This is a genomic window from Bacillus sp. NPDC060175 (genome assembly GCF_042728695.1).
Lineage (GTDB): Bacteria > Bacillota > Bacilli > Bacillales > Bacillaceae_G > Bacillus_A.
In genome coordinates this window covers 63,637-77,059 of record NZ_JBHWYR010000014.1, presented here as the reverse complement: position 1 = coordinate 77,059, position 13,423 = coordinate 63,637, and the positions used below count along the sequence as shown (strand labels likewise).

At 36.0% G+C, this 13,423-nt stretch carries 12 protein-coding genes and 1 pseudogene; 3 read left to right on the top strand and 10 right to left on the bottom strand.

From position 1 onward, the window contains the following. Nucleotides 1–91: 91 nt before the first annotated feature. Together ACFWDE_RS10165 and ACFWDE_RS10160 are read right to left on the bottom strand one after the other, a co-directional pair. Nucleotides 92–1,777 (bottom strand): long-chain-fatty-acid--CoA ligase, encoded by a 1,686-nt coding sequence (locus ACFWDE_RS10165; protein WP_377891994.1) that lies wholly within the window; start codon nt 1,775–1,777, stop codon nt 92–94. A gap of 192 nt (nt 1,778–1,969) precedes the next feature. Further along, nucleotides 1,970–3,886, bottom strand: a complete 1,917-nt coding sequence (locus ACFWDE_RS10160; protein ID WP_377891992.1) for a BclA C-terminal domain-containing protein — start codon at nt 3,884–3,886, stop codon at nt 1,970–1,972. Nucleotides 3,887–4,382: 496 nt separating this feature from the next. Here ACFWDE_RS10160 and ACFWDE_RS10155 point away from each other — a divergent pair, with 496 nt between their 5' ends. Next, nucleotides 4,383–4,886, top strand: coding sequence for a DinB family protein (locus tag ACFWDE_RS10155; RefSeq protein ID WP_377891990.1), 504 nt, complete (start codon nt 4,383–4,385; stop codon nt 4,884–4,886). A 150-nt stretch (nt 4,887–5,036) separates the two neighbouring features. Here ACFWDE_RS10155 and ACFWDE_RS10150 read toward each other — a convergent pair whose 3' ends face one another. Continuing rightward, nucleotides 5,037–5,603, bottom strand: coding sequence for a DUF2812 domain-containing protein (locus tag ACFWDE_RS10150; RefSeq protein WP_016094988.1), 567 nt, complete (start codon nt 5,601–5,603; stop codon nt 5,037–5,039). Beyond that, complete coding sequence (locus ACFWDE_RS10145) at nt 5,590–5,907, bottom strand: PadR family transcriptional regulator (RefSeq protein ID WP_002069545.1); 318 nt, start codon at nt 5,905–5,907, stop codon at nt 5,590–5,592. Before ACFWDE_RS10145 ends, ACFWDE_RS10150 begins: the two co-directional genes overlap by 14 nt. Nucleotides 5,908–6,190: 283 nt before the next feature. Between ACFWDE_RS10145 and ACFWDE_RS10140 the strand changes: the two genes are divergently transcribed. Next, on the top strand, nt 6,191–6,439 hold the full coding sequence (locus ACFWDE_RS10140; RefSeq protein WP_002035324.1) for a CPCC family cysteine-rich protein: 249 nt from the start codon (nt 6,191–6,193) through the stop codon (nt 6,437–6,439). Between the two features lie 293 nt (nt 6,440–6,732). Here ACFWDE_RS10140 and ACFWDE_RS10135 read toward each other — a convergent pair whose 3' ends face one another. From ACFWDE_RS10135 to ACFWDE_RS10125, 3 genes and pseudogenes are all read right to left on the bottom strand, one after another. Then, nucleotides 6,733–7,113 carry a DUF6262 family protein gene (locus tag ACFWDE_RS10135; protein WP_377891985.1) on the bottom strand — a complete coding sequence of 127 codons (381 nt, stop codon included), beginning with the start codon at nt 7,111–7,113 and terminating at the stop codon, nt 6,733–6,735. Continuing rightward, nucleotides 7,106–9,206: pseudogene (locus ACFWDE_RS10130) on the bottom strand (tyrosine-type recombinase/integrase). Before ACFWDE_RS10130 ends, ACFWDE_RS10135 begins: the two are co-directional and overlap by 8 nt. 13 nt (nt 9,207–9,219) lie before the next feature. Next, nucleotides 9,220–10,341, bottom strand: coding sequence for a tyrosine-type recombinase/integrase (locus ACFWDE_RS10125; protein WP_377891982.1), 1,122 nt, complete (start codon nt 10,339–10,341; stop codon nt 9,220–9,222). Nucleotides 10,342–10,684: 343 nt separating this feature from the next. Here ACFWDE_RS10125 and ACFWDE_RS10120 point away from each other — a divergent pair, with 343 nt between their 5' ends. After that, complete coding sequence (locus ACFWDE_RS10120; RefSeq protein WP_002145483.1) at nt 10,685–11,017, top strand: YfjL-like protein; 333 nt, start codon at nt 10,685–10,687, stop codon at nt 11,015–11,017. Between the two features lie 64 nt (nt 11,018–11,081). On the opposite strand, the gene ACFWDE_RS10115 is transcribed toward ACFWDE_RS10120, so the two are convergent. Genes ACFWDE_RS10115 through ACFWDE_RS10105 form a run of 3 tightly spaced genes read right to left on the bottom strand, consistent with a single transcriptional unit; the run spans nt 11,082 to nt 13,413 of the window. After that, entirely contained in the window at nt 11,082–11,777 is a 696-nt protein-coding gene (locus ACFWDE_RS10115; protein ID WP_377891979.1) for an ABC transporter permease, read from the bottom strand. Nucleotides 11,778–11,801: 24 nt separating this feature from the next. After that, the gene (locus ACFWDE_RS10110; protein ID WP_377891976.1) at nt 11,802–12,674 is read right to left on the bottom strand and encodes a DUF4097 family beta strand repeat-containing protein; all 873 of its coding nucleotides are present in this window, start codon (nt 12,672–12,674) and stop codon (nt 11,802–11,804) included. A gap of 34 nt (nt 12,675–12,708) precedes the next feature. Continuing rightward, nucleotides 12,709–13,413, bottom strand: coding sequence for an ABC transporter permease (locus ACFWDE_RS10105; protein ID WP_377891974.1), 705 nt, complete (start codon nt 13,411–13,413; stop codon nt 12,709–12,711). Nucleotides 13,414–13,423 lie beyond the last annotated feature (10 nt).

The window sequence follows — 13,423 nt, the reverse complement described above, 5'->3', positions numbered from 1 at the left end:
AAGAAGATGACTGAATGAATAGTCATTCATATTCTTATAATACTGACTATTTAGAAAAGTGTCAATCCTATTTTTTCAAAAAGAAAGGGCCTTAGCCCGTTTGCTCATCCTCATTCTTTCTCTTCTCTTCATCTATTAGGACACGGCGTAAAATTTTTCCGACTGTCGTCTTCGGCAACTCACTTCTAAACTCATATACTTTCGGGACTTTATAAGCTGCTAAATATTTACGTGCAAACTGATCTAATTCTTCTTCAGAACATTCTACGCCTTCTTTCAAAACAACAAACGCTTTTACAGTTTCCCCTCGATACGGATCAGGAACACCGATTGTTACCACTTCTTGCACCTTTTCGTGTTCATATAACACTTCTTCTACTTCACGAGGATATACGTTAAAACCACTAGCAACAATCATATCTTTCTTACGATCTTTCACATAGAAAAAGCCATCCTCATCCATGTATCCTACATCACCTGTATGAAGCCAGCCATCTTGCAATACAGCTGCCGTTTCTTCTGGCTTATTCCAATACCCTTTCATAATTTGTGGGCCCCTTACAACAATTTCACCAATTTCACCCGGAGGTAATGCCTCTCCTGTTTCAAGTGACATGATGATTGCCTCTGTATCTGGCCACGGTACCCCAATACTTCCCAGAACTCGTTTTTCCCACAAAAAATTCCCATGTGTAACTGGTGATGACTCAGTTAATCCATAACCTTCTACTAATTTACCACCTGTAACTCTCTCAAACTCCTCCTGTACTTCTACAGGAAGCGGTGCAGAACCACTAATACAAGCCTGAATTGAAGAAATATCATATTCTTTTAAAAGAGGACTATTTAATAGAGCAATGTAAATAGTTGGTGCTCCTGGAAATAGTGTAACTTTATGTTTCTTAATTGCTTCAAAAACCATTTTCATATCAAATTTCGGAATAAGCACCATTTTATATCCTTGCATAATACTTAAATTCATTACAGCTGTCATCCCGTACACATGAAAAAACGGAAGAACACCAAGAATTACCTCTTCTCCTTCTTTACAATTATATAACCAATGTGCGCCCATTAAAGTGTTCGAAACGAGGTTTTTATGCGTTAACATAACCCCTTTTGGAAACCCTGTCGTTCCCCCTGTATACTGCAAAAGGGCTAAATCATTTTCAGGATCACATGGAACTTCAACATTAGTACTACTTTCCCTTTCTACCGATTTCCAAAGATGAATCGTTTCGCTTTCCGACACATTCACAACAAGATTTGCCTGCTTTTTTTGTACAAATGGATAAAGTAAATTTTTAGGAAATGGTAAAAAATCTGCAATACGGGTTACGATAATGTGCTCAAGCTTTGTTGCAGTTTGAACGTTAGTAACTCTCGGAAACACTAAATCAAGGCAAAGAATAACTTTTGCCCCTGAGTCATGAAGTTGGTACTCAAGCTCTCTTTCTGTATAAAGAGGATTCGTTTGTACGACAATCCCTCCCGCAAGCAAAGTACCATAATAACCAATTACAGATTGCGGACAATTTGGTAACATAATCGCAACTCTATCGCCTTTTTCAATACCAAGCCTTTGAAGGTAATTCGCAAATTTCTTTACCTTGTCATGGAAATCTGAAAATTTAACATCTTTACCTAAAAAGTGAAGCGCTTTCTTTTCTGGATAACGAGCAGCCATTTTCTCTAAATATCTATGAAGTGGCTGAATATCATAAGAAATTGTCCCTGGAATTTCATCTGGATAACTCTGCAGCCAAGGTTTTTCCACTCTCATTCCCCCTTCCAATACTTGTGAAAATAAATGAATGTTCATTCATGATGTTGTTTTCATTATATTATAGTCATAACAACGTTACAATCATAATATTCTGACTTTTATATAACTATGCTTTACTTCGTTAACTTCTTATTATATGTATAAACTCTCCTAATCTTAAAAGAATAAGAGAGTTCACGTTACTTAGCTTAATCTTATAATCGTTAAAACTGCACCAGGTGTAGTCGTTGATAATGTTGCAACAGCTAACAAACCAAATAATTGCAAACTAATAGCATCTCCTGCTGCAAGAGTTGTAATAATTGTTGCACTAAATGATGTAGTTGCTAATGCAGGGGAATTGATAGTCCCGGCAAGCGCTGCTCCATTAATTGTAATTCGCGAACTAACTAATAATGAAGCTGTTATATTAATTGTATATGAAATATAATAATTCCCTGCATTTGCAGTCGTAAATACTGTGTTCCCCCCAGACACTGTAATACCTGGGCCGATATTTTGATTATTCGGGAGTGTGACATTTGTTCCACCCAGTAGTACCGATATTGCTGTACCCGATGTATTATTTGCAAATGCATATGTTGCCGTGATACTTGTACCTGTTGCTCCCGTTGGACCTGTTGCTCCTGTTATTCCTGTCGACCCCGTTGGACCCGTTGCTCCTGTTATTCCTGTCGACCCTGTTGGACCCGTTACTCCCGTTATTCCTGTTGCTCCCGTTGGACCTGTCGCTCCTGTTATTCCTGTCGACCCTGTTGGACCTGTTGCTCCCGTTGGACCCGTTGCTCCCGTTATTCCTGTCGATCCCGTTGGACCCGTTGCTCCCGTTATTCCTGTCAATCCTGTTGGACCCGTTGCTCCCGTTATTCCTGTCGACCCCGTTGGACCCGTTGCTCCCGTTATTCCTGTCGATCCTGTTGGACCTGTTGCTCCCGTTATTCCTGTCGATCCTGTTGGACCTGTTGCTCCCGTTATTCCTGTCGATCCTGTTGGACCTGTTGGACCTGTTGGACCTGTTGGACCTGTTGGACCCGTTGCTCCCGTTGCTCCCGTTATTCCTGTCGATCCTGTTGGACCTGTTGCTCCTGTTGCTCCCGTTATTCCTGTTATTCCTGTTGCTCCCGTTATTCCTGTTGCTCCTGTTGCTCCCGTTATTCCTGTTGCTCCTGTTGCTCCCGTTATTCCTGTTATTCCTGTTGCTCCCGTTGGACCTGTCGCTCCCGTTATTCCTGTTGCTCCTGTTGCTCCCGTTACTCCTGTTGTTCCCGTTATTCCTGTTGCTCCCGTTATTCCTGTTGCTCCCGTTGGACCTGTTGCTCCCGTTATTCCTGTTGCTCCCGTTGGACCTGTCGCTCCCGTTATTCCTGTCGATCCTGTTGGACCTGTTGGACCTGTTGCTCCCGTTATTCCTGTTGCTCCCGTTATTCCTGTCGCTCCTGTTATTCCTGTTGCTCCTGTTGGGCCTGTTGCTCCCGTTATTCCTGTCGCTCCCGTTGGACCTGTTGCTCCTGTTATTCCTGTTGGACCTGTTGGGCCTGTTGCTCCTGTTACTCCCGTTGGACCCGTTGCTCCCGTTATTCCTGTCGATCCTGTTGGACCTGTTGCTCCTGTTATTCCTGTTGCTCCCGTTGGACCCGTTGCTCCCGTTATTCCTGTCGATCCTGTTGGACCCGTTACTCCTGTTATTCCTGTCGATCCTGTTGGACCCGTTACTCCCGTTATTCCTGTCGATCCTGTTGGACCCGTTGCTCCTGTTATTCCTGTTGCTCCCGTTGGACCCGTTGCTCCCGTTATTCCTGTCGATCCTGTTGGACCCGTTACTCCCGTTATTCCTGTCGACCCCGTTGGACCCGTTGCTCCCGTTATTCCTGTCGATCCTGTTGGACCCGTTGCTCCTGTTATTCCTGTCGACCCTGTCGGACCCGTTATTCCTGTCGATCCTGTTGGACCCGTTGCTCCTGTTGGCCCTGTTGGACCCGTTGCTCCTGTTGGCCCTGTTGGACCCAACTTAGGAACTGTCCCATCGCAACTAAAACAGCATGAATCAACATGTACACCGTTTTGATTATTACACCCACAATTATTGCTCCATAAAGACATGCTGATCCCTTCCTTCGTGTTCAATCTTTTAAGTACAGCCAACAATTAAGAAACATCTTTCTAATAAAAACTTGGTTTTATTTTCACTATCAACTACCCGTTCTAAAACAAACCTTTTATAGACAAAGGTTCGTTCCTAACATTCTAATAATTATTACATGCAATTCTCTCTCCTTTCGCTTGTACTTTCGCCTTCCTCATTAAACGAATTTCCTCTTCTTCTCATGGAAATCAGGATTTAGCCCAACAGCTCTTGCCTTAATTGGAATCGGAATTTCAGCGATTATTCAAATCTTTATCGTTAGGGCAAATTTAAACGTTGCTGTACTTGGAGCGCCTTATTTCTTGTGGTTGATGAGGAAGAGTGGGAAAAAAGTTAGTTAATTAAGGAGACTTCTTGTTAGAAGCCTTCTTTTTTATTTTTTGTATTATTTACAAGGAACCTCATTTTTCTTCACGAATTTAATCTAGGAACAAAACTAGGGGGGGGATAACAATGTACCAAACAATTGAAGGCTTTTTACAATCATGGGTATATGAGGCTGAGTCTACTCAGAAGATGCTCGATGCACTAACGGATGAATCTTTATTACAGGAAATTGCACCTGGGCATTGGACGTTAGGAAGGGTTGCTTGGCATATCGTGACGGCAATTCCAGTTATGCTATCTGGTACGGGACTTAAATTTGAAGGAGAAACGAAAGATTATCCTGTTCCAACTTCAGCTAAAACAATTGCAGATGGGTATCGTAAAGTAAACGCAGCTTTTGTTGAAGCACTTCAAAGCGAATGGACTGATAAAGATTTAGCAACTATTAATGACTTCTTTGGCCGTCCTATGCCGAATTCTATATTTTTAATGACACTCATTAATCATCAAAATCACCACCGCGGGCAAATGACCGTTTTAATGCGACAAGCTGACTTAACAGTTCCTGGCGTATATGGTCCTGCAAAAGAAGAGTGGGCTGCAGCTGGAATGGAAGCTCCTAAAATGTAACGACAGAAAAAGACAAGGTGTATTTATTATCAAGACCTAAATTTAAAAAAGATAAATAAATTAAAGGAGATTACATATTTTATATGACTAATATGTAATCTCCTTTCTTATTCAACAATCGCGCCCGATTCTGGAAGATTTCAAAAACGTTTATTTTTCTTTTAACATTGAATACTTTCGATAAACTTTATAGAAAATGCTAGCCAAAAAAACAAACAGAAGTGTGGGAGACAACTTCACAAGGACAAATGGAGTTTCAAATAAAAATGCCTTCCAAAATAATGAATCTTTCATACTCCAAAGACCTTCATGATATAATCCCGAATCCTTGTAAAACATATAAGAATAAGCTAAACACAGCGTACCAAACCAAAATGAATAACCCATTAATCTTTTATAATAATTATCCTTTGATTGGCGATCCGAGAAGATTTCATTTTGATCATCATTTTCTTTTTGCCAATACCGTATTCCACTAAGCCGGGGCCCCTTTATATAGTTCCAACCGAAATCCTTATATATCCCTTTGTATTCAACCAACTTTTTCTTAGGTAAATAATCTTGATAATCAAGTCGCATAACATATCTCTTGTCAGTTTTTTCGAAAGTGTATATTCCTAATCCACTAATATTTGTACAACGATAGCCCTTTTGTAATTGCTCGTTCAGCCATTGCTCCTCTTTTTCAATATCAAAAAACATCTTAAATTTTTTCATTGGATTCACTTCTTTCGTACAGAGATAAAATATGTAATAACCTGTTTTGTTCCATTTTCAAAATGGCGCTTCCTTCTGCAGTTATCATATAAACTTTTCTTCGACCTAACTCTCCAACAGGTTCAATCCAACCATGCTTATTCAAGTTTTCAATTGCACCGTATAATGTACCAGCTGCTAAAATAACAGTACCTTTACTTATCTTTTCTATCTTCTGCATTACGGCATAGCCATGGAGTGGCTCACGCATAGCTAATAAAATATAATGCATTGTTTCAGACAACGGTAATAATTTATGTTTCATATCCTCACCCTTTATTCAGTTCGACTATATAGTTCAACTTAATAATAACTTAATACAGTTCAACTGAATAGTCAACAACATTTCCGAAATTTGTCAAAGGAACTTAAAGTAAATAGCTTGATAACAAGGGGGAAACCTGTACATTGACAATAAAATTGTTTTATTTATAATAAAGTCGTTTAAAAGTTAATAAAGTTGTTTCATTTTAAATGCTTTTTAGCGAAGGATAGTTTAGCAGGATGTGATAAAATTAAATAAAAGTAGGGTTTTTTAGGGGGATTATATGAAATATACATGTCCATGTTGTGGTTATAAAACATTAGAGGAAGAGCCACCAGGTACATTTGATATTTGCAGTATCTGTTTTTGGGAAGATGATAACGTTCAATTTGATGATCCTGATTATGAAGGCGGAGCGAATGAAGAATCTTTGAGACAATATCAAAAAGCCTTTTTAATGAGGCATGTTAATCAAAAACTACCTGATAATAATGAACGTGATCCTAACTGGATACCACTTTTCGAAAAATAACACTTGTTAAACTCGTCAACTAATAACTTGAGTTTTAAATAACTTTATTATTGCTGATTTTTTTAAAATTAGTGAAGGATAAATCAAATTAAACACTTATTTTTTAACATCGTTTGATTGTTCAGACGGTGTAATGCGTGTTTATAGCATAGAAATTAAACGACTTTATTATCATTACACAAAATCTATCTAAAAAGACACTTTCCTTACGTAAGGGAAAGCGACTTTTTGTGTAGTCTTATTCAATTAAATGGCCCGATTGTTGAAGAAGGAGAACAACGTTCTCTTATTGACTATAACTTCTTATATACGTCTGCGTAAGCTACCTTCAGTTGTTCTCTTAATTTCTTGTTTTCATCTTCTAATTTCTTATTTTTCCTTTTTAGGGAGGCAATCAGGGCATCCTTGTTACTTTCATTCATTTCTCGCTTTACTTGTTTCGGTGTAGGAACTTGTAATTGTTGATTTCGTAATGTTTCAATTCTCGAACGGAAGTCCTTGTTGTTATAGAGCGTTGCTTTTGATACATTAGCTTCACTGGATACACTGTTAAAATTTATTTTTTCATTTGCTTTTAAAAGCCTTTTAATAGCTTCATTCACTTTCTGATAGGTATCAGCTTTACGCTTGGCATGAATGGCTTTTAAATGGGCAGAACGGTCATATTCAGACATTTTTAACACCTAACTTTCTTTTCATCCGCTCTTGCCTACCAAAGATAATATTTCCTTCTTGTAGGGTATTGAAAATGTTTTGATAAAGTTGTAAATTCTTTTCGTTTTTCTCGGCTATATCTTCTCGACCCCTTTGTTTTGCTATTTCAATAGCTTTTATGGTTGTTTTAATGTGAAGTTCATATTTTTCTTTATCTAATTCCGAAAACCCTACTGCTAAGTCTTTACAAGGTGTTTGATTGTCACCACAAGTTAGGCAAGGTGGTGCTTCCATATGAGGGCAATTTCCATTTAGACGAGCATGACACGTTCCATAAGGGTTATCCATCGCATTTAGCTTATGGTCTTGCCATAAGGCATCCAATATGTCTGTTGGAATATCTTCTCCTGATTTAATTTCTTGTACTTCACCGTTTAAGTCAAAACTAAAAACACCTTGCTTTATTACCGATTCAAAGGCTTTTCTTTTCGTGTCATCTAATAGCTTGGCATACCTTAATGTCATTTCAGGGGATGAGTGTGCTAATAACTCTTGTACCGTAAGAATATCCGCACCACCGTTCAACATCTTTACTGCATAAGTATGTCGGAACTGGTGAGTTTTAAAATGAAATAATTTTCCGTTTTCGCCGGTGATGTTTTTTTGATTTGCTAATATATTTAAGTGTTTTCTTATAAAGTCTTGAGTAAAAGGTTTTCCCTTCCGTTGGCCACGATAACGAACGAAAATATACCCTTCGGGGTTGTTGTCTTGATTACTAAGTTCTTTTGATTTCTCGATAAGAACCGCAAGAATATCTGCTAATTCATTGTCAATCGGAATTCGATGCCCTTTTACATATGTTTTCTCAATATCGGTTTCAATGGAGTATTGACCATTTAGTTTTACTAAACAATCAGAGGTTAAACCTAATACATCAGAAATTCTAAGTCCTGTTTTAAACGCAATCCAAACGATAGGGATAACTTCTTTATGCAAGTGATCAATATGAGTAAAGAGTTGCTCTAATACATAGTCGGGAATATAGTCAATTTGTTCAATTGACTTTTTTCTTAGCTTTGGTTTATCTTCAGGAAAAATTAATAATCGCACATTAGTTTCGGGAGCCATATCGTTGAATGTCTTCAAGGAATTTTTGTAGACAAGACAGCGATTTCATAACATAACATGCAGGGTGAGCATTACGTTTTTTTAAATTATTTTTAGCGTATTCATGTAAATGTTCGATGTACTTCTCAATATGTGTTCTTCTTAGAGGCTTTAAGTCTTTCCATGTTGTTTCCAATGAAAATATAAACTTAAAAAAACCTGGTATATGTTTTAGATAACTCTGTGCCGTTCCCGTAGAAAACTTGTTTTTACTGACCAATCGTTGCTTAAAATATTTTTTAACTTGTTCACGAACCATTTCATCGATCTTTGAGAAATCAAGTTTGTAGAGATTTGAGCTTTTATTGTAGTCAATACCATATTTATCATGTAAATTACGAATATCCCACTTGTCTTTTTCCCATTCATCTCTCTTATCAGTGAATTGGATTAATGCAGTATAAACGGTTCTTAAAAATCTTGCTATTGCAGTTTTTGTATAACTATCTCTACAATCTTCATGTTTTTTAGTGTAATAAGTTTTGATTCCCTTTTTATTCAACCAAAAGACATATTCTCGTTCTGCTTTTTCAATATCCAAATTCAAAAAGGATGATATTTCGGGGTATTTTTCGTTTATGAACTCTGTCATTCTTTTTAATGGATTGTGACCGATAAATATACTCTTGATTGTCCATAAATCATTAAACAATTTCTGATGACAAATATATTTCACTTCTAAATTGAGTGAAGGATTATTAAGTCGAAAGTAAATATTTTTACTGGAATGATTATAGTGTGCTACCACTTCTTCGAACTGCTTGATTCCACCTACAACATTGATATTCCATTTGTCATTAACTAAGAAATAGGGATTGTTTACTTGTTCAATTGAAACAGAACCATCTTCGTATACTGTTTTTTCAGGATATGTTGAAAGCTCTCTTTGTAAGCCCTCATGAAAGCCTATTTCTTCTACCTGAACATTCTTGATTTTCCTCATACAGTAATTCCTTTCAGTTTTTTTTCTTTAGGTTAAATTCGGATTGTGCTTTATTCCAATCTTCTCGAATATCTTCATCTGAAGGATGTAGGTATAGATTCATTGTTGTTTGAATTTGAGAATGTCCTAATCGTTCTTGTACTTGCTTAATATCCTTTGTTTTCTGGTAGAAAATTGTAGCGTGTGTATGACGAAATAGGTGAGGGTGTAGGCTTATCTCTGTTTTCTTTTTTAAACGCTTAAATAGAGACTCAACGTTCCAATATTCCATTGGTTTTCCCATATCTTTTCCTCTCAGTTTTACAAAAACAAAGTTTGAATCCCATTCTAATTCATCAAGCACTTCATATAAGTAATCATCATATAAATCCATTAAAGATGGTGATACATAAATTTCACGTTCTCCTGTTTTTAACATCGCACCGTTTTCTAATTCCCCTCTTTCTACTAAACGAATCCGATGCCCTTTTTGATGGTCATAAACAAAATCCTCCATGAAAAGAGAGAGCGCTTCTCCAATACGCAATCCCGTTTCAAATAACAATTGAATTAAGAACTTATCTCGTATATTAGTAGTTGCTTGTAATACTTGTTGTACTTGTTCTTTTGTAAGTGTTTCTACTCTTTTGCGTGGTTCTTTTAACTTCAATATGTTTCTGATTGATGGCTTTTCCTTATTAACATGATGTAAGAAACTTTTGTAACGTGAGTATCCTCCTGTAAATACTTGCTTCATTAACTTTTCCATCATGTCATTTTGTACTTCTTCATTTCGGTAGAGGTAGTCATAGAAGTTTGCTATAACGGTAATTGTATGGTTAATTGTTTTTTCCGTTCGCATTGCTTTCTTTTGTTGGAGAGGGGTGACATTTGGACTCTGATAGGGGCTTCTTAACCACCCCACAAAGTCAACTAAATCTTCTAATCTAATATACTTGTAATCTTTGTTTGTTTCTTCTAAGTAGGTATAAAAATGTTTTAAAGAATAACAATATGCTTTTTGAGTATTAGGTCTTTTCCCTGTCTTATCTAAATACTTTATATATTTCATAACTGGCATTACAGGGAATCCTTCTTGATCTAGTAATATGTATCTTTTGCTGTTATTCTCTAAGGCAACCTCTTGCACCCTCATAGCATTTCACCCCTAAAAAATATTAACGCTTGGTCTAAAGACCTCACTACGCATCCCGCTATGGGCTACGTCCTTCCCCTTAAAGGATACATACTTTTCTGAACATTGTATACATATTGAACTGTATTTTTAATATCTGTATAACTTATCTAATATGTATAAGAAAAGAGGATATATGCTCATATATTGAACATAATATCCTCTTCTTAGTTTAGTCTATTTAAATTGCTCACCTTGTCTTTTTCTGTAACTTGTTTCATGTGAAACTATTTTCTACTAAATAATTGTTTTATGAGGAAAATACGTTAAAATAAATTCATATTATTAGGAAAGGGGAACCATATTGAATACAAAGAATAAAAAAATAACATTGGGAACTCTTTTACTAACTTCAATCATTGGAGTTATCGGTGTATCTATTTACTTCACATATTATGGTACCCCTTGGGGAAAACAAGCAGCAATTACGGAATCAAAGAATTATATTACAAAATACTTTAATCTAGATGCAGAAGTCAAAAATACTTCTTACGATGCTAAAATGAATAGCTATGCAATCTCCTTTGAAACAAGTACCGACGGAGAGTTTACTATCGAATATAAAAGTCCTAATAACTTTAACATTTCTCCAGGAGTGCAGGAGTATTTAAGTAAACACTACAAATTAACAAAGTAGTAACGAAGCATACATATACAAAAAAAGAGTTGGTGTAACGCCAACTCTTTTTTACTTATTCTTATCATACTGGGACATCTTCCCTCTCAATATTTTTAATCCCATAATAAGCAATTGCCATACCAATTGCTGCCAATGCTAGTTGAAGGGGAAGAAAAGTTGCTGTAGGAAACATTGGGTTGCTATTCATTGCAACCGATACAACGATAAGAGATGAAACAATTGTAGTTGGCACTGAATATTTACGCATTCCAAAATATAATGGGATTAAACTCATTCCCGCAGCTGCAATGGCTAAAGGAACCAGTTTTATTCCTTCTTGCATCAATTGATCTACCGTAAATGGATTAAGAAGAATTGAAAAATAACTATCTATCCCAAAGAAAATTCCTACTACTAAAATGTTAGATAAAATAACTGTTATAAATGTTAATGTTGCTGTAATGATCAACTTACTAATCATCATTTTCTTCCGGTTAATAGGATAAGAAAACATGAGTAGTATTGTTTTACTTTTATATTCATCAATTATTAACTTGGCTATTAGTACACCACCAAAAATAATAAATGTTCCTCTTACTGACACACTAGCCATCAACAAAATCACTTGAGGATCCCTTATTTCTGGGTCCCCCTCTATTTGAGCAACGTAACCAAAAAAGATTAATAGCGCCAGTATAGCGATATTCGCAATGATTGCTCCCTTCACATACCATCCAAGCTTAAATTTTTTCATCTCTAGCTTCATAAGACGTAGCATTATAGCCCTCCTTCCTTTTTAGGCTTAATCAATATAAATTGTCCCTGTTTCACTTAAAATCTTCACTTTATTTGCTGCATCACCAATGGTTCCTTCTTTTATCTTTTCTGTATTTTTATCTTTCTTAAGTCCCTTTAAATCCACCATTATGTCAGTCGATTTACTTTTAGCTGTAAGTTTCAATGAAGTCGGAGCACCTTTATACCGTACGCCAATATCGCCTGATTTTGTTTCTACAAATAATGACTTTCCTTCTGTCATATCTTTCAGTAATACTTCTCCAGATGTTGAAGTGATGTTCATATTTCCGTTTTTTACATTTTTCACATAATTATCGCCAGTAGTAGAAGTTATATTTATTTCTTGTAATGAACTATCTTTTAATATTAAATCTCCACTTTCGGATGTGAACTCACCCTTCTCTGCCGATAGTCCTACAATCATTTCATCTCCAGACTTGCCTTTTATCACGATACTTTTTACTACTATATCGCTTATTTTCACATCACCCGATTTATTATTTAATACAATTTTATCTATTTCTTTCTTCGGAATAGCAATAGATATACTATTTTTCTTCCTAAACGTAAAACCATTAAAAAATCTAGTCATCTTTTGTTTTTGCTTAATCACAATTTTATTTCCGTCATGTTCTATTTTGACAGGATCTATCTCTTTATCTACTCGTTGACCTTGAGCCGAAATTACTATTTTGCTAGCGTCTGTACTTTTAAATTCAATATCCCAGTTTTCATTGTCCACTTCTATTTCTTTTATATTATTTATCTCAAAAGACTTTTCTTTCTTAAAATCTTTCCCCTGAAATGTCTTAAACCCAAAAACTACACTAGCAATTATAAGCAATAAAATAGCACTTACTATTATTTTTTTCACCATTCATACCCCAGTTTGTTGTTGTTTTAGGCCTGCTTCACGCCACATCGATCTTGTCGATTTTACGATACGATAGATAACTAATGAAAATTCCTAATAAACAGAGCACAATTGGGATAACTATAAAATCATACATATTTACTTGACCGTTTCCAGCACCAACATTACCGTTAATTATCATCGCGATTATTACTGCAGAAGTAATCGTTGTAGGCGTTGATTTTTTTCTCATTCCAAAAAATAAAGGAATTAAGCTTATACCCGATATCATAACCGCACTTATAAAAGTAGCTGGAATGGTAGCAATTATTTGGCCTATTGTCACAGGTGTTTCAAGTAACCCCATAATTGGATTAAAAAAGAATATGAGTAGATTAATAATAACAGTTGCGATAACCGTGCTCACAAAACAAAATCCAAAAACAATTGCTAACTTAGCTCTCATTAACATTTTTCTTTGCAATGGGTACGTAAACAATAATTGCATCGTTCTATTTTTATATTCATCGATGACTAGGCGTGATAAAATAACAGCACTAAAAATAATAAATGTAATTCTAATAAAAATATTTGCTAAAGACATGTACTCCATATAGTTAGAGAACATCAAATCATCCTCCACTTTAGATCCCCATGCCATAAGGCTAACCGCTGCAAAAATTGCTACAATACAAATGGCTACGCCTTTAAAATAACTAGATAAGTGATGCTTCTTCCATTCAAGCTTCATTAGTTTAAACATATAAGCCACG